Origin of the sequence: Maricaulis sp. (assembly GCF_048269565.1) — a bacterium.
Classification (GTDB): Bacteria; Pseudomonadota; Alphaproteobacteria; order Caulobacterales; family Maricaulaceae; genus Maricaulis.
Genome location: NZ_JBLXIK010000007.1, coordinates 12405 through 31644, shown reverse-complemented (window position 1 = coordinate 31644; position 19240 = coordinate 12405). Strand labels below are relative to the sequence as shown.

Here is a 19240-nt window from a genome sequence, read left to right as displayed (position 1 = left end):
CAGGTGATGGAGAATTGGATGGGGTTTCGTCTCGCCATGACAGTCGCCGCAGCCCTGCTGACCGCAATCGGGCTGACCGCCGCCGCCTATAGTTTCGCGCAAGGACAGACCGATCAGGCCATAGCCTTCGGCTGGCCGGCCATCGCGATCGCAATCGCCTTCGCGATTGTCATCCCGTCGCAATCACGCGCGCAGTCGCAGATTCAGGACTTGCTCGACAGCGGTTTGAAGAACGGCTCGTAAAGATCCGGACGCCGGTCACGGAACACGCCCCAGGCGGCGCGGTGCGTTCGCAGGAAGTCGCGATCGAATGTGCCGGAGACAATGCCTTCCTCGCTCTTGGAGAGCTCGGAGACCTTCTCGCCGCTATGATCACAGACGAAGGAGGAGCCATAGAAGACCTGGCCATCCTCATTGCCGATCCGGTTGGCGGCCAGCACCGGCATCACATTCGCCACCGCATGGCCCTGCATCGCCCGCTGCCAGCGCGCCGAGGTGTCGAGGCTGTCATCATGCGGCTCCGAGCCGATCGCGGTCGGATACATCAGCACTTCCGCCCCCAGCAGCGCCATGGCGCGGGCGGCTTCGGGGAACCACTGGTCCCAGCAGATGCCGACACCGATGCGGCCGAAACGCGTGTCCCAGACCTTGAAACCGGTATTGCCCGGGCGGAAATAATACTTCTCCTGATAGCCGGGACCGTCAGGAATATGGCTCTTGCGATAGACGCCCAGGCTGCGGCCATCGGCATCGATCATCACCAGTGAGTTGTAATAGGCCTGGCCGTCGCGCTCATAGATCGAGACCGGGATGACGACACCCAGCTCGGCCGCCAGTTCGCTCATGGCGATGACACAGGGATGCTCCATCGCCGGGTAAGCACGGGCGAAATTGGCCTCGTTCTGGGTCTTGCAGAAATACGGCCCCTGGAAGAGTTCAGGCGGCAGCACGACCTGGGCGCCATCAGCCGCAGCCTGCCGGATCATCGCCGAGACGCGTTTGATATTGCCGGCCATGTCGTCGCCGAACCCGGTCTGCAGTCCGGCGATGGTGATTGTATTGCTCATGGGCTCAGGCCTTGGGAATGTGGGTCGTGACGCAATGGAAGGCACCGCCGCCGCTCAGAATAGCGCTCGAGCGGCAGCCGACAACCTCATGGCCCGTAAACAAGGCCCGCAGTGCATCGAGCGCGGCGGCTTCGCTGGACGTGCCATAGGTCGGGACGACGAGATTCCGCGGCCCGATCACCCAGTTCATATAGCTCGCCGGCAGCACATCGCCGGCCTTGCTGACGACGCGGCCGGGCGAGGGAATGCGGTGGACCTTCAGCTTGCGGCCACGCGCATCGGTCATCGCGGCGAGTTCGGCCGCGATCGTCTCGAGCATTTGCGCCTGCGGGTCATCCTCGCCCCAGGGCGCCATGCACACGACTTCGCCAGGACGCACGAAGCGGGCGATATTGTCGACATGGCCATCGGTGTGATCGCCGACCAGCCCCTTGTCGAGCCACAATACCGTCTCCACGCCGAGCGCGGCCTTGAGGCGCTCATCGACAACGGCTTCGGTCAGATCGCCATTGCGGTTCTTGTTGAGCAGGACATCGCGGGTGGTGATCACCGTGCCTTCGCCATCGAATTCGAGCGCGCCGCCTTCGGCGATCATCGCGACGTCGATGATGCGGGCACCGACCATGCGGGCAATCGCGGTGCCGACGGTCTGGTCACCGGGAATCTGGAACTTGCCGCCCCAGCCATTGAAGGGAAAGCGCGCCGCCACCAGCTCGCCATCACGGCGCAGGAAGACCGGGGCGGTGTCGCGGGTCCAGACATCGCCGTAATTCTGGCGCACCAGGACGGCCCTGTCGCCCATGGCCGCGCGGGCCGAGGCTTCGGTTTCGTCATTCGAGACGAGCACCGTCAGCGGCAAGGGTTGGCCACCGGGTGCGGGCTCGGTCAGAGCCGTCAGAAAGGCGGCAAACTCGACCCGGGCGGGGGCAAGGTTTTCAAGCCAGATGCTGGCCTCGGCCGGCCAGCATGTGACGACCTGATCGGGGATCTGCGATTCGTGGGAAATGGTGGGGTTGCTCATCAGGGCGCCTCTAACATGAAGCGCGCCTCTATCACGCGTTTGACCAGGTGGCGAGCGCAAAAAAGCAAGGCTCCCGCGCAAAAAAGAAGGGCGACCCGAGGGCCGCCCTTCCACTTGGTATTCGCATGCTATGCCAGTGCTTAGAAGTCGTACTTCACACCGAACAGAACCTGCCAGGTCGACGCGCTGGAGACGCGGGATTCGGCAGTCAGCGGGTTGAAGCTCTCGAAGACATACTGGTTCGTGCCGGCATCGTATTCCGCATCAACGATGCTGCGGATTTGCGGATAGCTGGCCTGGGTCAGGATGCCCCATTCATCATTGATGAAGTTGCCGAGATTTTCGATCACGAGGTAACCGGCGGCGCGATGACCCGGCGCGAAGGCAGGGAATTCCTGCTCGAGGCGCAGATCCATCTTGGTCCACCAGGAACCCTCATGCGAGTTGCGCTCGTCGATCGCACCACGGGCCAGGCCCTGAGCGTCGGTATAGGCAAAGAAGGCTGCCGTATCGAAGCCAGGCGCAAACCGGACCCGCGGATCGCTGGCATCAGTCGGCACGTAGAGCAGGTGACGACGGTCAATGATGTCACCGAACATGTCGCCATCATCATTGTCGAACGCGAAGGAGTAACCACGCGACTGGCTGACCTGGCCGAACAGGGTCGCCCGGGTGGTCAGATCGTCGAAGAAGTCATGCTCCCAAGAGACACGACCGGTAAAGCGGTGCGGGATCTCGTAGTTGGACGTCGCGGCGGTTGGATTGTTCGGATCCGAGACAGCAACGCCGGCATAGTTGGAGAAGGCCACCGAAGAGGTCATCGGGTTGGCATCTTCCGACTGGGTGTAGGCATAGGCTGCCGTCCAGCTCAGGCCCAGGTCATCATATTCACGGCTGACGGCCAGCGACAGGACGAGGGATTCGCCACCATCGAAGTTGGTCAGGATGAAGTCCTGGTTGAAGATCCGGTTGGAACAAGCGGCTGCGGTCGGAACCACACAATCCGGGTCGCTGCGGTCGATCGAGCGATAGATCGGGCGACCGTCCGGTGCCGTATCAACCTGCTCGAGCGTCGCATCAACGATGCCGGCTGCGTCGCGGCTTTGCGAGTACAGCAGGTCACCCATGACCGTATAGCCTTCACCGAGGAATGGCAGGGCGCCATCATAGGTGAAGCCCAGGGCCGCTTTCCATTCGGCCGGAATTTCGAAATCCGGGTCGATGGCATTGACGCTGGAGTTGGCAGCACCGCTGGCGACGCTGTCATACATGCTCTGCGGAACGCCGTAGATCGGGCGGCCAAGGCCGCCTTCGTCTTCGACATAGGTTTCCGTACCGGTGAGCAGGTTTTGCGGACCGTAATCGGTCAGCTGAATGGCGGTCAGGCCGTCATTCGAGAAGTTGTTGGAAACCCAGACGTTCGGGTTGCCACCGGAGTAGAGACCGAAGCCACCGCGAACCGTCAGGTCGCTGCGGGCATCCCAGGTGAAGGCGAAGCGTGGCTGAACGAGGCCGCGACCATCGAGGGAGTCGGCATTGGAATAGCCGTTCCGGGCGATGAAGTTGGCGTTTTCGTTCGGCACATCATCGGTGGTGTACCAGTCGTAACGCAGACCGGCGATCAGGGTCAGACCGTTCGGGCCGGACCATTCGTCCTGCGCGTAGACCGTATTGATGTCGTAGGTGAAGGTTGCACCGGCATCGGCAGGATTATTGGTGCCACGGGCATTGCCGTAATAGATGCGGGCAACATCGCCATTGCGGAAATCAGTGATGTTGTTGAAACGCCACTCGCCCTCTGTGTGCTGAACGAAGAGGTTGAAGATGTCGTAGTTCAGACGCTCGGCGCCGAAGGTGAAGTAGTGGTCGTTCCACTGGTAGTGACCAACACCCTTCAGGGTCGTGGTCGAGTAGTTCAGGGCGTTCGACTGACGCGAGTCATCGGCACCGAGATAGACGGTGTTGCCGCCGACGCGGATCTGGACTTCACCGAAGTCGGTGCCGTTGATCGACGCCTGGGTGAAATCGACTTCCTGGTAGGACGCACGCAGCTCGGTGGAGAAGTTGTCCGTCCAGTTGGAGAACAGCTGGGCGGTGTAGGCGGTCAGGTCGGAACCACGGTTATAGAGGTGGTTCTCGTATTCGAACTCATTGTTGTCGCCGTCAGACTCGGTGCGGTTGGCACCTTCCGACTGGTTGTAGGTCAGGGCGAAACGATGGTCGTCATTGATGTTCCAGTCGACGCGAACGAGGATGCTTTCGTCGATGACAGGAGCATTGCCCGGGACGCCGCCTGGATTGTAACCATAGACGTTCTGGGCGATGTCGAGGATTTCGTCGTAATCGGCCTGGGTGAAGCCAGCGACTTCGGTCGGGGCGCCGGAGCCATCTGGACCACGGTCGAAAATGTCGATGCCTTCAAAGCGCTCATAAGCGGCGAAGAAGAACAGACGGTCCTGGATGATCGGGCCACCGAAGGTGACGCCGTAACGCTTCTGGTCGTATTCCGGAATGGTGAAGTTCGAACCTTCCAGCGAGTGACCCTGAAGGCCATCGGCGGTGTAGTCGTAGAAGACGCCGCCGTGGAATTCATTGGTGCCGGATTTGGTGACGGCATTGATGTTACAGGCGGTGAAGCCACCGTATTCGACGTCAAACGGAGCCAGCTCGACGGAGACCTGTTCGATCGCGTCGTAGGAGAATGGCATGCGCTGGGTCGGGTAACCGTTCGAGTTCAGACCGAAACCGTCATTGAGGCCGAGGCCATCAACCGTCAGGCTGTTGTAGCGAGGGTTGGCACCGGCGCACTGGATCGAGTCGTTGAACGATTCATCGATATAGACGCGTGGGTCTTGGCGGACGACATCGGCGAGTGCGCGATTGATTGCAGGCGTTTCCTGAAGATCAGCAAGGCTGAAGGTCGAGTTCGGACCGACGGCGGTGTTCATCGTCTGGATGGCAGAGGCGGTGACAACGACGATGTCGCTGGAGCCGGAAGCTGCAGTCATTTCGAGGTTGAGCGACATGCTCTCGCCGAGGGCGAGGAAGACGCCTTCAACGCGGCGTGGCTGGAAGCCGTCGGCGGTGACGGTCACATTGTAAGGACCACCGACGCGCAGACCTGCGGACGAGAAGCCGCCATTGGCGCCAGTCGAGGTTCTCGAGACCGAGCCGCTTGGCGTGTGCAGGATGGTGACGTTGGCACCGGACAGCGCGTTTCCGGCGCCATCGGTCACAGAACCACGCAGCGAGGAAGAAGTTTCCTGCGCATAAACCGCGGCAGGCGCGGCAGCCAGCAGGGCGATAGTCGCCGCGCTAAGCGAAAGCTTTTTCATGAATGTCATTTGGAGGTGTCCCCCTAGGATCGACCGGACAGGGGACTGGGTCCCCCAACGAAGCAAGCGCCTCGTACGCCGGGCGTTCGAAGAATCCAAGACAGCTACGCGAAGGTTTTGCGACAGTGCCGGAGAGGCCGGCGGGCTCCGATGCGTCGGGAATTCGCGAAAGAGCGCAAGATATGTGTGTGCAGTGCAGCAATTACTCAAGATACGGGGGGCGGAGTGCCGTCGCGCCCCCAATCCTTGTCCACAGCCCCCTTTACGGGCCGAAGTGGAAAGGGCATAGCCTGCGGCGAAAATGCTACACTTTTTTGAGGCCGAGAAACCCGCCATGGTTGTAGAGAAAACTGACCGCACGCATTCGGCGTGGTCCTGGGAGACGGCGGCGGCAGCGCTGATTCTCGGCATCGGATTCGCGCGCATCGTGGCGCTCGCCCTGAACCCGATCGAGCTTTATGCCGACGAATCCCAATACTGGGTCTGGTCGCGACAGCTCGACTGGGGCTATTTCTCCAAGCCGCCGATGATCGCCTGGCTGATCCACCTGATGACGACCCTGTTCGGCGACAGCGATTTCAGCGTCCGGCTCGCCTCGCCGCTCTTGCACACCATCACCGCCAGCTTCCTCTTCCTCAGCGGCCGGCAGCTCTGGGATGCGCGCACCGGATTCTGGGCGGCGCTGATCTATCTGACGATCCCGTCGATGTGGATCTCCGGCGCCGTGATCTCGACCGACGTGCCGGTCATGTGCGCCTGGTCGGGTGCGCTTTACGCCCTGGTCCGCCTGCGCAGCGGCGGTGGCTGGGCCAGCGCGGCCGGGCTCGGCCTGGCGATCGGGCTCGGCTTCCTGTCCAAGTACGCGATGATCTATTTCGGGCTCGGCCTCGGCATTGCGCTGGTGGTCGATGCGCCGACACGCACCGCCCTGCTCAATCTTCGCGGCGCCCTCGCCCTGCTGATCGCCCTGGCGCTGCTGACCCCCAATATCCTGTGGAATGCGGCCCATGACTTTGCGACGGTCAGCCATACAGCCGCCAATGCCAACTGGGGCGGCGAGCTGGGTCATCCCGGTGAATTGCTCGAATTCCTGGCTGGCCAGCTGGGCATTTTCGGCCCCGCCCTGTTCCCGGTTCTGGTGGTCGTGCTGGGCGGGATCGTCTGGCATTTCCGCCAGGCCCCGGCGGTTTCACGCCTGCTGGCCGCCTTCATCCTGCCGATCCTGCTGACGGTCTGTGTCGAGGCCTTCATCAGTCGCGCCCATGCCAACTGGGCCGCCGTCGCCTATGTCGCCTCGGCATTGCTGGTGGCGGCCTTCCTGCTGCGCGGACCGGCCTGGCGCCGCGGCGTGCTGTACGGCTCCATCGCCTTTCACACCGCGCTGGGCCTGTTCATCTCCATTGTGGTGGTCAACCCGTCCCTGGTGGAGAGCTTCGGGCTGGAAAACAGCACCAAGCGCATCCGCGCCTGGGACCAGACCACCGCCGCGATCAGCGAGGCCGGCCTGGCCGGCGATTACAGCGCCATCGTGTTTGACGATCGCAATATCTTCCACCAGATGCAGCGCTATGGCAGCACTGGCGACCGGCCGCTGCAGATGTGGTTGCGCTATGCCGGACCGGTCAATCATGCCGAACAGGAATGGCCGCTCGCTGACGGCTATGCCGCGCCGGTCCTGATTGTCTCGCACCGGCCGCTTGAAGTGGAGAAGATGCGCGAGGACTTCGATCTGTTCGAGCCCGCCGGCAGCCTCTCCATCGCGCTCGATGGCGACAAGACGCGTGAATTCACGCTGTGGCGGGCGCAGGGCTATCATCGCGTCGAACGCGATGATGCCTATGAGGCGCGCTGGCTCGATAGCGGCGAAGACGAACAGACCGGCTAGTTATCCCGCTAGCGTCTACTCAGGCAGATCCAGGGCCAGACACAGATTCTGCAGCGCCTGCACCGCTGCGCCCTTGAGCAGATTGTCGAGGGCGCACACCACGACGACATGGCAGCCGTCAGTGCTGAGGCCAAATCCGCCAATCACTGCGCCGGGATCGCCGGCACCGTCGCGAATTTCCGGCATGTCGGTCGTCACCCGCACCAGCGGCTCGCCGCGATAGGCATCCTCATAGAGCGCGATCAGCGCCTGATGCGTCACCGGCGCGTCCAGGGCGATGTGCACCGTGGCGAGAATACCGCGGAAGAAGGCGGCGACATGCGGTGTGAAGCGGACCTCACAGCCGAGATGACGCGCCATTTCCTGTTCGTGCAAATGCCCGGTCAGGGCATAGGGCATGAGATTGTCGTGCAGGGCATCGGGATCATTCTTGCGCGAGGGCGTGGTCCCGGCGCCGGAATAGCCGGAGACACCAAAGACATGCGGATCGGACGCCAGCCGGTCACGCAAGGGCGCGATCGCCAACTGCCCCGCGGTCGCATAACATCCCGGATTGGCGATCCGCGTCGTGCGGCGCAGGGCCTCGCGGCCATAAATCTCTGGCAGGCCATAGGTCCAGCTCTCGTCGAAGCGATAGTCTGCCGACAGGTCGACGATCACGGTTTGCGGGCTGACCGCATTGATGGCGGCGACAAACGGGGCCGAGGCGCCATTGGGCAGCGCGAGAATGACGGCATCGACCTGGCGTGCGGCCACAGCGTCAGCTGGCAGCGCCTCGAACATCAGTCCCGGCGCGATTTCCGGTGCCAGCTCATTGACCGGCTGCCCCGCCAGTTCACGCGAGCTGGCAAAGGCGAGATCGAGATCGCTGCGCGCCGCGATCAGGCGCAGCAATTCGCGCCCGGTATGGCCGCGCGCACCGACCAGACCGACCGTCCGCGTCATGACAGCGGCTCCAGGGTTGGCGTCAGGCCAAAAATGCGGGTGACGACGCCGTCAATATCGGCCGGGCGGATATCCTCGCCGCGCCAGAACACGGTCCATTCCTCGCGCCGGATCGCGCCGTCGCATTCGTCAAAATAGAAGCCATTGACCGGATTGGAGGTCCGCGAGCGCCAGATCAGCCGCGGCGCATACTCGACCAGCCGGTTCCAGACTGTGCGGCCCAAGCCCTCACCGCGCGCATCATCGAGCACGGCAAATTTGTCGAGATAGACCCAGTCATCCAGCCGGGTTGTGATCGCCGCGGCGCGATAGCTGTCGGTGACGAACGCCTGGTCAAGTTCAAGCGCGTCCCAATAGCCGGCAACCGGCCGGCGGCCAAAGGCCTTGGTCACCAGCGCATCGAGACGTTCGAGATCGAGATCGGCCTTGGAACCGGTGGCGAGAATGGTCTCGCCGCGCCGGATCAGTGTGCCGGCGCCGGCGTGGGTGAAGAGCTCGCGCGCCAGTTCCGCCGGGCTGGTGATCGAGACCGAGCTCGACAGCGGCAGATCATCGAGCAGGCGCTTGATCTCTTCCAGCTTCAACCGCATGCCGCCATTGACCCAGTCGGCCTGGATCAGGTCGGCATAGTCGGTCGCCAGATTGATCGAGGAGAGGACATCACCCCATTCGTCGAGCAGACCGCCCGTGCCGGTCAGGAAGACGACCTTGTAAGGCTGCAGCGCGTGCACCAGCGCCCGCACGGCGCTGTCGGCATTGATATTGACCAGGCGGCCATCACTCGTCTCGCCGAGGCAGCCAAGGATGGCGGCCTGCCCGGCGCGGGCCGCAGCGGCGACCAGTTCGAGATGGATCTTTGTCGGCTCGCCGACGCGGCCGAGCTGGTCCTCATCGATCAGTTCGGCCTCGAACACACCGCGCGGCACCGCGGCGGCACGCCCGCCCGCTTCGCGGATGGCGTCGACCAGCTGCAGATTGGCCTGGGTCAGCGTGTCGCGAATGATCGGAATGGCGTTCTCGCGGGTGACCCGCAGCCCATTGATACGCTCGGTCCCGATACCCGCTTCAGACAGCGCCGCATCCAGCTGTGGACCGCCGCCATGCACCACGACCGGTGACAGGCCGACCGATTGCAGGAAGGCCAATGCCGTCGACAGGCCCTCGAGGTCCTCCTGGATCACCGCGCCACCAACCTTGATGACGGCAAAGCGTTCCTGATCGACACCGGAAAAGCGTTGCAGGTATTCGCGGATCTCCTTGCCGTCGCGCATATGCGACAGCAGCCGGACAATGGTCGGGCGGACGCCCGGGAGCTGCGACGTCACTTGACCGCTCCCTGGCTGGCGAGCGCTTCCATCACGGCCTGCTGCACCGGCAGGCGGTTGGCCGCCTCCTCGATGCCGAGAAAGGCGGGGCTGTCGACGACGGCATCGGCGATCTTCACATTGCGGCGCATCGGCAGGCAGTGGCTGACGGTGGCATTATTGGTCAGCGCCATCTTTTCCGGCGTGATCATGAAATCCTTGCCCTTGGCGCGGAAGGGCGCTTCGTCGTCCCAATGGCCATAAAAGGGCAGCGCGCCCCAGCTCTTGGCATAGACGGCATCGGCGCCGGCATAGGCGACCTCGACATCGGTCGTCATGGTGACAGAGCCGCCGCCCTCGGCGGTGAAGCGTTCGGCCGCGCCCATATAGCGCTCATCAAGGCGATAGCGCTCATCGGGCACCAACAGGCGTACATTCATGCCGAACTTGGCCGCCATCAGCAGGGCCGAATTGGCAACGGCGGTGTTGAGCGGTTTGGGGTGCGGCACCCAGGTCAAAAGGAAGGTCTTGTCCTGCACCGCGCCGATCCGCTCCTGCAGTGCCAGCATCATCGCCAGTTCCTGGCAGGGATGGACGATGGTTTCCATATTGATCACAGGCACGGTGGAGTGCTTCGCGAAGGCGGAGATCATCGGATCCTCGCGCTCGGCCGCCCAGTCCTTGAACTCGGGGAAACAGCGAATCGCGATCAGGTCGACATAGCTCGACAACACCCGCGCCGCCTCGCGCACATGCTCCTCTGCGGTGCCGTCCATTACAGCACCATCGGCGAATTCCAGCGGCCAGGTCGCGCCCTTGGCGTCGAGCACGATGGCGTGGCCTCCCATTTTCGTGGCGCCGATATCGAAGGATGTCCGCGTGCGCAGCGACGGGTTGAAGAACAGCAGGGCGATCGACTTGCCTTCAAGCGCACGGCTGACCGTACCGGACTTGAACGCGGCAGCGCGATCAAGCAGCCCCTGAAGTTCGGGGCGGGTCCAGTCGGCGGTCGATAGAAAATGGCGCATGGAAGTCTCGAAATCTCAAACTGGCGGAAAAAGACAGACACCCGGCCATAAGACCGGGTGCCTTTGATGTCCATATATCACTACACGGTTGGCGAATTCACGCCAATTCGCGTAGCTCCGCCCCGAAGATCTCAGCTGCCGGCAGGAACCATCTCGCAAACGCGGCGTGGCCGGTTCGAGCCCATATCGCTCACGGTCTCGCAACGCCGCACCATGCGCTGGCTTGAATCGTCCGATTCCTGCCCGTCAGTCGCGGTTGTTTTGGCGGTGGTCGCGCAAGCAGACAGCAAGCATGAGCGTGGTGACCAGTTTCAGCATACGGCCCTCCGAGACGCGATTTGAAACGAATGGCCACTGCGCCGCTCGTCCAACACTGGCAGTCTAACAAGGGATTCCCGCGGCCCGAGGCCCCACCTCAGTCATGACCGGACTTGGGCAGGTTTGGCCTGCGCCACCGGAGGTGCAGGAACGCCTGGCACCCATGGCACAGCCCGTCCGCGCCGATCGGTGGAATTGCCTCCGGTGCCTGAATTCTTGATCAAAGACCGGAGCGACCGGCCAAAGTCCGGTCTAGTTCGGCGAAAAGGCCTGACCCCGGCGCATCCGTCGGAGCGACCGCTCCGCAGCCTCCTCGGCCTGCTCTGTCTGCCGCCGCGTCATGCAAATCCGTTCGCGGAAATTGCTGCCCGTCTGGCGGCGCCAATGGCAGACGACTTCTTCTTCGGCTTCCTCGGCGACCTGGGTCTCGACAGGCTCGGATTCGGCGACGGCCGGCTCGTTCTGGCTCATCGCGATGTCGGCCGGGGCGGCCGCCGGGTCGGTCTGGTCCTGGGCGCTCGCTGCGCCCGCGGTAAAGGCCAGGCCGGCAGCGGCAAGGCCTGCGACTACAAATCGTTTCATGCCTTTCTCCCTCGACGCTCTCAATCCAGCCGCAATGCATAGAAGATGCGGTTAGGGAGCGTCTGGATTATGTCGTGCAGGGCCGAAAAATGCAATCCAGGATCCGAGGCCCGGCCTTCAACACCGGCATCCCGGGCGCTGGCTGAGGACAGGCCTAGAAGCCGCGGATCCGTCTCAGGGTGTAGACAGCCTGTTGCCGTTCCCGCTCGGCCTGAAAGCGTGACTTGCAACGGCGTTCGCGAAAATTGCTGCCATTACGGGCTCGCCAGCTACACACCACTGCCCCCGGGCCCTGCGCCTCGACGATGATCGTGTCTTCGCTATCGGACTCAGGATCAAGGCGCGGCGCATTGGCAGCCTGGCGCAGCGTCTCCAGATACAAGAGCTCGGCGGCCTGGTCTGAAGCGGCCTCGGCGGGCGACAGCACTTGATCACTCGCAGCCTGGCCCTCGGCGGCGGGGCTGAGCAGCAAGGCTGCAGCCAAGGCGGCAAGTCGGCTTGTCTCCAGCATGGCATAGGCTCCGGGCAGCTTTGTCCGCAAAGGTGTGACGGCCCATCATCTGAGGATCGCACGGACGGGCGCCAGAGACAATATTGCCGCCATCCGCGCGGGTCCGGCAGAAGGACTGGAAATCAGACGGGGCCTGTGAAACAAGCAATCCGAACTGAAAGGGTTGCCCCATGTCCGTCATCGCCATCATTCCTGCCCGCTACGCCTCCGGCCGCTTTCCGGGCAAGCCGCTCGAAAAGATTGCCGGACGCATGATGATCGAACGCGTCTGGCGCTCGGCCAGCGCGGCGCCGGGCGTTGATCGCGTCGTGGTCGCAACCGATGACGAGCGCATTGTCGCTGCCGTGCGCGGGTTTGGCGGCGAGGCCGTGATGACCGATCCGGCCTGCCGCAACGGCACCGAGCGCGCCCTCGACGCCGTCAAACGGCTTGGCAGTGACGACGAAATCATCATCAATGTCCAGGGCGATGCCGCCCTGATCCCGCCCTGGGTGATCGGTGACGTCGCCACTGCCATGCGCGCCGATTCCGGCCTCGCCATGGCCACCCCGGCTGTGAAAATGCCGGAGGACACCGCCACCCGCATGCGCGAGATGAAGGCCAAGGGGATTGTCGGCGGCACCACGGTCGTCTTCAACCGGGCGATGGATGCGCTGTACTTCTCCAAGGGCGTCATCCCGTTTCAGCGCCACCCCGAGGCCGGCACCCCGACCTGGCAGCATATCGGCCTGTATGGCTATCGCCGCGACACGCTGGAACGCATCGTCGCGCTCGAACCTTCGCCGCTGGAAAAGGCCGAAAGCCTGGAACAATTGCGCGCCCTGGAAAACGGTATCCCGATCCGCATCGTGCCGACCGATTATCGCGGCCGTTCCGCCTGGTCAGTCGATGCGCCCGAGGATGTGCCCGTGGTCGAGGGCATCATCGCCCGCGAAGGCGAGCTGGTGCCATGAGCCGGGTCCTGCTTGCCCGTCACGGCAATACATTCGGCCCCGGCGATAAGGTCGTCTGGGTCGGCGCGAAGGAAGACCTGCCGCTCGTCCCCAGGGGCGAGGAACAGGCCGCCGCACTCGGCAATGCCCTGCGCGAGGCGCAGCTGACCCCGGAGCGTATCATCACCGGCCCGCTGCAGCGCACCCGCCGCGCGGCGGAACTGGTGGCGGTGCTGTCGGGCTTTCACGGCAAGATCGAGATCGATGAACGCCTGCGCGAGATTGATTACGGCTCCTGGGGCGGCAAGTCCTGCGACGAGATCATCGCCGAATTCGGCGCCGACGCGCACCGCACCTGGAATGAAGAGCATCGCCGCCCCGAAGGCGTCGACTGGACGCCTGACGAAGCGACGCTGCGCGCCAATGCGCTCGCCGTGATGCAGGACGCGGCACAGAGCCGCCGCTTCGCGCTGGTCATCACCTCCAATGGCGTGCTGCGCTATATGCACGGCGTGCTCGGCGGCGCCGATCACGACGCCAAGGTCAAGACCGGCAATATCTGTGCAGTTGATCTCGAAGCCGGCCAGCGCCTGTTCTGGAACGAAACGCCGGAAGCGGACAGGCTGAAGACGGTGTTTGGCTAGTCTGCCTGCTGCACGAAGCGCTCGATCGCGGCCCAGGCTTCCGGCTCGGTCATGAAGGGCGCGTGGCCGACATCGGGGACTTCGACGAATTCGAGGTCAGGCTTCAGCCGCTTCATTTCCGCCACCGTTTCCGGCGCCAGCAGATCGCTGATACCGCCTCGGACCAGAAGGGTCGGGATCGTCTTGAACGGTGCCCAGAAGGGCCACAGATCCGGCGGAACGGCGCTGCTGTCGATCTGGTCGACAATCGCCCCGTCATAGGCGAGGGCGATCTGCCCGTCCCCGGTCTCGACCCAGGTCTTGTGGGCAAAATCCAGCCAGAAGGCCTGGTCATCGGCCCGCTCGGGAAAGGCGGCGAGGTTGGCCTCGCGCGACCGTGCGGCAGCAGCCTCCCAGCCGGTGACAGGGTCGCGGCTCGAGACATTGGCCTTGATCCGGTCCAGCCCGACACTGGCGATTTCCGGGCCGATATCATTGAACACGGCGGCTGCGAACCGGTGCGGTTGCTGTCCGGCCATGATCATCATCATCAGCCCGCCCATCGAGGTGCCGACAAACACGGCGCGTTCGATGGCCAGGGCGTCGAGCAGGCCGATCATGTCGAGCGCATAGGTCAGCGGCTGGTAGCGTTCGGGCTGAGGGTCCAGGTCGGACCGGCCACGCCCGCGCTGCGAGGCAACGATCACACGCCGCCCCAGCGCCGCAAGGCGTGGCGCCAGATCCTCGAAATCCCGCACATTGCGGGTCAGCCCGTGCAGGCACAGCACCGGCACGCCGCGGACCTCGCCGACCGCCGGATAATCGCGATAATGCAATTCCGGCCCGTCGGCGGTGGCGAAGAAATGATCGCTATATCCCTGTGACATCAGGCCGGCTCTGCTGCTCGATTCGAATCATCATGCGCAACATGCTCGACCCAGTCGCGGGCCAGATGCCGCGCAGCCCAGAACATGAACAGGGCCGCGACGAGATAGAGGCAGGAGCCGATCAGGATCGAAATCCGCAGCGAGCCCTCGCCATAGGTCGGCTCTAGCAGGGTCGACAGACGGCCGAGCACATAGACGCCGCCGCCAATGCCCAACAGATTGTTGATCAACAGGAAGACCGAGGAACCGCTGGTGCGAAGATGTGGCGGGAAGAGGTGCTGGAAGGCTGACAGCACCGGGCCGAGCCAGGCAAGACCAAGGGCCGTCGGCACGAAGAGCACGATGACCGCGATCATGGCCGAGGGTGACATGATGCCCGCCCAATACAGCGGTGCCGAAACCAGGAAGGCAATCGCCGGCACGGTCGCGAAGGCGGAGCGTTTGCGCTTGCCCATCCAGTCGCCCATCACACCGCCGAGGAAGATACCCAGGCTGCCGGCGAAGAACAGGACGCCACCGAACAACCAGCCGGTTTCGGTGAGCGAAAGCTGGAAGCTGCGGGCGAAGAAGGATGGCAGCCAGAAGAAGACGCCATAGCCCATCATCGAGGAGGCCGAGGCGCCCATGATCATCAGCCAGAAGCTTGGCTTTTCCAGCGCCAGATTCATGAATTCGCGGAAGAAGACGAAGAAGACGCCGATCAGCGCACCGGCGACGGCGCGGCCGATCAGCCAGGCGGTCGCACCCATACCGAAGCTTTCGCCATCCAGCGCCACCGGCACGCCCCAGGCGACCAGTCCGGGGATCAGCATCAGCACCGAGCTGCCGAGCGCCAGCACCGTCCAGTGGCCGCGGCGGCTCACCCATTGTCCGGCCAGCCACCCGCAAACCGCACCGACTGCCGCGGCAATCAGCAACAGACCGATCGATTGTGAGGCGCCGGCGTGGAACACCATGATGCTGAAGATCGCCAGCAAGCTTGGAAGCGCGAACAGCACAGCACCGGCGATCGACAGGATGCGGGCCTTGGCTGGCGGATAGGCAGCCTCGGTCTCGAACGCCGTCGGGCGGGTCGCCTGCACGCCATCGAACTGGCCGCGCCGCGGTTCACGCACGAGGAGCTTGAAGAGAGGCGCCAGGAACACTCCGGCGAGTCCGACAATGATGAAGGCTGAACGCCAGTCGAGCGAATCGGAAATTCCACCGCCCGCGATCTGCGAGCCGGCGATAACACCGAAGGCACTGCCGACCGGAATGCCGAGCGAGTAAATCGCCAAAGCCCGCGCGCGTTTCTCCGGCGGATGATAGTCGGCAATGATCGTATAGGCCGGGGCCACACCGCCGGCCTCACCGATACCGACACCGACACGGGCCAGGAAAAGCTGCATGAAATTGGTTGCGAGCCCGCTCAGCGCCGTAAAGCCGCTCCAGATCAGAAGCGAACCGGTCATGATCCAGGTCCGGTTGAAGCGGTCGGCGAACCAGGCGATCGGAACGCCCAAGGTGGAATAAAGCAGCGCGAAGGCGATGCCGCCCAGCAGGCCGAGCTGTTCGTCGCTCAGACCGAGCTCTTCCTTGATGGGAATGGCGAGAATCGAGATGATCTGTCGATCGAGAAAATTGAAGGCGTAGACGAGAAACAAGAGCAGCATCACCAATTTGCTGTAGCTCGCGCTCGGCAATTGAGCCGTCTTCGACTCGGTTGGACGATCCGTCATTGTCTCTCCCCTGACATGGGCCGGTCATTCATTGACGCCGGCAGTCTTGCTTGGACCAAACCTGAACCGTCATTCATGTTTGGTCAAACCCCAATTCCCTCAAACCTCTGCAAGCTACAGCTTGCGTCGGGCTTGCTCCGGTGCAGGATGTGCCACACATTTGCATCGAAGCCCAACCGAATAAGGGGAAATCGGGATGAGAAATCTGGTTCTTGCCGCAACATTGAGCGGTCTGGCCCTCGCGGGCTGCGATCAGCCGGCCGGGGAAGCGACGAGCGCTGCAACGGAATCGACTGTGGCCGCTGTCGAACCTGTGGTGGCCGCCACCACAGGCGATATCAACGAAGCCGATCTGCGCTACCGCATCGCAACCCTCGCCGATGACAGTTTTGAAGGCCGAGCCCCGGCCACACCCGGCGGTATCGCTGCCAGCCAGTGGATCGCCGATGAAATGGCGCGCATCGGGCTCGAGCCCGGCTTTGAGGGCAGCTATTTCCAGCCGGTCTCGTTGCTGGAAATCACGCTGGATACCTCGCGTTCGGATTACGACGTCTTCTTCAATGGCGAGCCGCTCGACTTGGGCATGGGCGACGACATCGTCTACTGGACCAAGCTCAGCCAGCCGGAAGTCTCGGTTGATGCCAGCGATCTGGTCTTCGTCGGTTATGGCGTCGTCGCGCCGGAATATGGCTGGAACGACTATGCCGGCGTCGATGTCACCGGCAAGACAGTCGTCATGCTTGTCAACGACCCCGGCTATGCCAATCCCGACAGCGGCCTCTTCAATGGCGCTGCCATGACCTATTACGGCCGCTGGACCTACAAATACGAGGAGGCTGCCCGTCAGGGTGCTGCCGCGGTCATCCTGATCCACCAAACCGCGCCGGCCTCCTATGGCTGGAACGTGGTCTCCGGCTCCTGGTCCGGCTCGCAGCTCGATCTCGCCCGCGCGCCGGGCGAAGGCACGTTCGCCAATGTCGAAAGCTGGGTCACCGAAGGCGTCGCCCGGCATTTGTTCGAACTGGCGGAGCTCGACTTCAACGATCTGACGGCCCGTGCCGCCGAGCCCGGATTTGTGGCCGTGCCGATGACCGGCCTGAGCTCGGCTGGCATGCTGCACACCTCAACCAGCACCATGGATTCCCGCAATGTCGTTGGCGTGGTGCGCGGCAGCGAGCGGCCTGACGAATACGTGCTCTATACCGGCCATTGGGACCATCTGGGCACCCGCGATGTGCCGGACGGCGAAGACGGAATCTATAATGGCGCGGTCGACAATGCCTCCGGCACGGCCGCCATTCTTGAAATCGGCGAGGCCTTTGTCGCCAACCCGCCAGAGCGCTCGGTGATGATCATCGCCGTGACGGCCGAAGAATCCGGCCTGCTCGGCTCGGCCTATTATGGCGAGAACCCGATCGCGCCCTTCGCCCAGACGGTCGGCGGCATCAATATCGACGCCATCATGCCCAATCCGCGCTCGCGCGACGTTGTTGTGGTCGGCTTCGGTGCGTCGGAACTCGAAGATGTTCTGGCCGAGGAAGCAGCGCTGCAGGATCGCTATCTCGCACCCGACCCTCACCCGGAAGCCGGGTATTTCTACCGCTCCGACCATATCTCGATCGCCAAGCACGGCGTGCCAATGCTCTATGCCGATGCCGGCAGTGACCTGCGCGAGGGCGGCACCGAGGCTGGCGAGGCTGCGGGGCAGGACTATAATGAGAACCGCTACCACGCCCCGTCAGACGAGTATTCCGCCGACTGGAATATGGACGGCATGACCGAGAGCGTGACACTGCTCTATAATGTCGGTGCCCGCCTGGCGAATTCGGAGGCCTGGCCAAACTGGTATGAGGGCAATGAGTTCCGCGGCCTGCGCGATGCACAGCGTCCCGAATAGGGCTCGCTGCGCGGCATGAACGAGAAAGGGCGGCCTCGCTGGGCCGCCCTTTTTTTCTGTCCGGTCGCGGCGGTCAGATCAGAAGGTCTTGCGGGTGACGATCTTCTGGCCACGATCCTCGAGGCGGCTGTCATATTTCTGCTGGTCAACCACCGCGCCGGAATGGACGCAGAACACGGCGCGCACCTCGGAGAGCCGGGGCCAGTGGATGAAGTCACACAGCACCATCCGGGGGGTGGCATCGCTCTTGATCTCGACGCTGCCGAGGCTCTGGGCAAAGACCAGATCGCTCCGGAACATCCCCTTGCTGCGCAAGGCCTCCATGGTCCGGGCAAAATCACCGCCGAGGAAGCGCTCGATCGGCCGGCCTTCCACGGCTTCCCGGGCGAGACCGAATGCATCCAGCGCACCGGCGGAAATCGCCTTCAGCACGCCCGATGAGTCGGTGACAAATTCAATTCCGGGATTGAGCGTAACCAGGTCGATCCAGGTCGGTGCGGGTGCAACCACGAAAGCATCCTGCACCAGCTCTGCCATGCGCCGCTTCACGCGGTCCGGCGGATCGGACTCGCCATTCTCCCAGCGCGAAATCATGGCTTGCGTCACGCCGAGATCGGCAGCGAGTGCGGCCTGTTTCAGACGCTTCGACATCCGGAAGTTCCGGATGATCGAGGGCCAGTTCACCTTGCTCGAACCTGCGGTGAAATTGATGTCCTGTACCAAATGGCCCCCCTAGGGCTTCCTGCCTGCTGTGGTCTGTACCGGCCCGGTTCCACGCTGTTTTAAAACCCGGGCGAAATCAAACGGTCTCACGCGTATCGACACCGGCCACCGCGGCTGTCACCGCCAGCTGCCATCATGATATTGCGCCCCGAAAGGGCCACCCTCGACCGAACGCAATAGCACCATCTCTACTTTCAACGGTTTCTCTTGCGTCGTCAAAGAATCCCGTCGGATGACCGGCGCAAAATCGGCGGAATGCGAGCCCGATTCCCCGGCATCAAACCCGGGCCGAGCGGCCGCGGAAGCGGAATTGCTCAAACGTTTCAGCACAGTTACCCTGCATCATTCAGTTGCCCGGACGAACCGAATGTCCCTCTGCAACAGAAAGCAGATGAAGCACACCGGCACAACCTCACGGCCGGTCTGTACCGGGCGCCGCCGAGTCAGTATGGTCCCGGCAAGGT

General features: G+C 63.3%; 16 protein-coding genes. 5 read left to right on the top strand and 11 right to left on the bottom strand.

The features are described 5' to 3' along the window. Positions 1 to 18: 18 nt before the first annotated feature. Positions 19 to 243: a hypothetical protein gene (locus ACN0YL_RS12420; RefSeq protein ID WP_417490939.1), complete on the top strand. Its 225-nt coding sequence runs from the start codon at positions 19 to 21 to the stop codon at positions 241 to 243. Here the strand turns inward: ACN0YL_RS12420 and aguB are convergent. From aguB to ACN0YL_RS12405, 3 genes are all read right to left on the bottom strand, one after another. Continuing rightward, positions 204 to 1067, bottom strand: coding sequence for an N-carbamoylputrescine amidase (gene aguB, locus ACN0YL_RS12415; protein ID WP_417490938.1), 864 nt, complete (start codon positions 1065 to 1067; stop codon positions 204 to 206). The genes ACN0YL_RS12420 and aguB overlap by 40 nt on opposite strands. Before the next feature lie 4 nt (positions 1068 to 1071). Continuing rightward, positions 1072 to 2088 (bottom strand): agmatine deiminase family protein, encoded by a 1017-nt coding sequence (locus ACN0YL_RS12410; RefSeq protein ID WP_417498201.1) that lies wholly within the window; start codon positions 2086 to 2088, stop codon positions 1072 to 1074. A gap of 140 nt (positions 2089 to 2228) precedes the next feature. Further along, complete coding sequence (locus ACN0YL_RS12405; RefSeq protein WP_417498200.1) at positions 2229 to 5423, bottom strand: TonB-dependent receptor; 3195 nt, start codon at positions 5421 to 5423, stop codon at positions 2229 to 2231. A gap of 334 nt (positions 5424 to 5757) precedes the next feature. Between ACN0YL_RS12405 and ACN0YL_RS12400 the strand changes: the two genes are divergently transcribed. Beyond that, positions 5758 to 7308, top strand: a complete 1551-nt coding sequence (locus ACN0YL_RS12400) for an ArnT family glycosyltransferase (protein WP_417498199.1) — start codon at positions 5758 to 5760, stop codon at positions 7306 to 7308. Between the two features lie 15 nt (positions 7309 to 7323). Here ACN0YL_RS12400 and argC read toward each other — a convergent pair whose 3' ends face one another. The 5 genes from argC to ACN0YL_RS12375 form a co-directional block, all read right to left on the bottom strand. Further along, positions 7324 to 8253, bottom strand: coding sequence for an N-acetyl-gamma-glutamyl-phosphate reductase (gene argC / locus ACN0YL_RS12395; protein WP_417498198.1), 930 nt, complete (start codon positions 8251 to 8253; stop codon positions 7324 to 7326). Further along, the gene (locus ACN0YL_RS12390; RefSeq protein WP_417498197.1) at positions 8250 to 9578 is read right to left on the bottom strand and encodes an acetylglutamate kinase; all 1329 of its coding nucleotides are present in this window, start codon (positions 9576 to 9578) and stop codon (positions 8250 to 8252) included. The genes argC and ACN0YL_RS12390 overlap by 4 nt, the downstream gene beginning before the upstream one ends. Further along, positions 9575 to 10585, bottom strand: coding sequence for an N-acetylornithine carbamoyltransferase (locus ACN0YL_RS12385; RefSeq protein ID WP_417490932.1), 1011 nt, complete (start codon positions 10583 to 10585; stop codon positions 9575 to 9577). The genes ACN0YL_RS12390 and ACN0YL_RS12385 overlap by 4 nt, the downstream gene beginning before the upstream one ends. A 570-nt stretch (positions 10586 to 11155) precedes the next feature. Beyond that, positions 11156 to 11485 (bottom strand): hypothetical protein, encoded by a 330-nt coding sequence (locus ACN0YL_RS12380; RefSeq protein WP_417490931.1) that lies wholly within the window; start codon positions 11483 to 11485, stop codon positions 11156 to 11158. A gap of 154 nt (positions 11486 to 11639) precedes the next feature. After that, entirely contained in the window at positions 11640 to 11996 is a 357-nt protein-coding gene (locus ACN0YL_RS12375; RefSeq protein WP_417490930.1) for a hypothetical protein, read from the bottom strand. A 170-nt stretch (positions 11997 to 12166) separates the two neighbouring features. Between ACN0YL_RS12375 and kdsB the strand changes: the two genes are divergently transcribed. After that, positions 12167 to 12949: a 3-deoxy-manno-octulosonate cytidylyltransferase gene (kdsB, locus tag ACN0YL_RS12370; protein ID WP_417498196.1), complete on the top strand. Its 783-nt coding sequence runs from the start codon at positions 12167 to 12169 to the stop codon at positions 12947 to 12949. After that, positions 12946 to 13572 (top strand): histidine phosphatase family protein, encoded by a 627-nt coding sequence (locus ACN0YL_RS12365; RefSeq protein ID WP_417498195.1) that lies wholly within the window; start codon positions 12946 to 12948, stop codon positions 13570 to 13572. The genes kdsB and ACN0YL_RS12365 overlap by 4 nt, the downstream gene beginning before the upstream one ends. On the opposite strand, the gene ACN0YL_RS12360 is transcribed toward ACN0YL_RS12365, so the two are convergent. Together ACN0YL_RS12360 and ACN0YL_RS12355 are read right to left on the bottom strand one after the other, a co-directional pair. Then, on the bottom strand, positions 13569 to 14438 hold the full coding sequence (locus tag ACN0YL_RS12360; protein WP_417490927.1) for an alpha/beta fold hydrolase: 870 nt from the start codon (positions 14436 to 14438) through the stop codon (positions 13569 to 13571). The two genes, ACN0YL_RS12365 and ACN0YL_RS12360, sit on opposite strands and share 4 nt — an antisense overlap. Beyond that, entirely contained in the window at positions 14438 to 16156 is a 1719-nt protein-coding gene (locus ACN0YL_RS12355; RefSeq protein ID WP_417498194.1) for a spinster family MFS transporter, read from the bottom strand. Before ACN0YL_RS12355 ends, ACN0YL_RS12360 begins: the two co-directional genes overlap by 1 nt. Positions 16157 to 16352: 196 nt before the next feature. Here ACN0YL_RS12355 and ACN0YL_RS12350 point away from each other — a divergent pair, with 196 nt between their 5' ends. Further along, complete coding sequence (locus ACN0YL_RS12350) at positions 16353 to 18053, top strand: M28 family metallopeptidase (protein ID WP_417498193.1); 1701 nt, start codon at positions 16353 to 16355, stop codon at positions 18051 to 18053. 78 nt (positions 18054 to 18131) lie between these two features. Here ACN0YL_RS12350 and ACN0YL_RS12345 read toward each other — a convergent pair whose 3' ends face one another. After that, on the bottom strand, positions 18132 to 18776 hold the full coding sequence (locus ACN0YL_RS12345; protein ID WP_417498192.1) for a helix-turn-helix domain-containing protein: 645 nt from the start codon (positions 18774 to 18776) through the stop codon (positions 18132 to 18134). Between the last annotated feature and the right edge of the window lie 464 nt (positions 18777 to 19240).

Excerpts from the sequence above, each read along its gene's own strand:
- ACN0YL_RS12380 (WP_417490931.1), bottom strand. The coding sequence starts at position 11,485 with ATGAAACGATTTGTAGTCGCAGGCCTTGCCGCTGCCGGCCTGGCCTTT.
- ACN0YL_RS12400 (WP_417498199.1), top strand. The coding sequence starts at position 5,758 with ATGGTTGTAGAGAAAACTGACCGCACGCATTCGGCGTGGTCCTGGGAG.
- kdsB (WP_417498196.1), top strand. The coding sequence starts at position 12,167 with ATGTCCGTCATCGCCATCATTCCTGCCCGCTACGCCTCCGGCCGCTTT.
- ACN0YL_RS12405 (WP_417498200.1), bottom strand. The coding sequence starts at position 5,423 with ATGAAAAAGCTTTCGCTTAGCGCGGCGACTATCGCCCTGCTGGCTGCC.
- ACN0YL_RS12360 (WP_417490927.1), bottom strand. The coding sequence starts at position 14,438 with ATGTCACAGGGATATAGCGATCATTTCTTCGCCACCGCCGACGGGCCG.
- ACN0YL_RS12385 (WP_417490932.1), bottom strand. The coding sequence starts at position 10,585 with ATGCGCCATTTTCTATCGACCGCCGACTGGACCCGCCCCGAACTTCAG.
- aguB (WP_417490938.1), bottom strand. The coding sequence starts at position 1,067 with ATGAGCAATACAATCACCATCGCCGGACTGCAGACCGGGTTCGGCGAC.
- ACN0YL_RS12350 (WP_417498193.1), top strand. The coding sequence starts at position 16,353 with ATGAGAAATCTGGTTCTTGCCGCAACATTGAGCGGTCTGGCCCTCGCG.
- ACN0YL_RS12355 (WP_417498194.1), bottom strand. The coding sequence starts at position 16,156 with ATGACGGATCGTCCAACCGAGTCGAAGACGGCTCAATTGCCGAGCGCG.
- ACN0YL_RS12420 (WP_417490939.1), top strand. The coding sequence starts at position 19 with ATGGGGTTTCGTCTCGCCATGACAGTCGCCGCAGCCCTGCTGACCGCA.
- ACN0YL_RS12365 (WP_417498195.1), top strand. The coding sequence starts at position 12,946 with ATGAGCCGGGTCCTGCTTGCCCGTCACGGCAATACATTCGGCCCCGGC.
- ACN0YL_RS12375 (WP_417490930.1), bottom strand. The coding sequence starts at position 11,996 with ATGCTGGAGACAAGCCGACTTGCCGCCTTGGCTGCAGCCTTGCTGCTC.
- ACN0YL_RS12410 (WP_417498201.1), bottom strand. The coding sequence starts at position 2,088 with ATGAGCAACCCCACCATTTCCCACGAATCGCAGATCCCCGATCAGGTC.
- argC (WP_417498198.1), bottom strand. The coding sequence starts at position 8,253 with ATGACGCGGACGGTCGGTCTGGTCGGTGCGCGCGGCCATACCGGGCGC.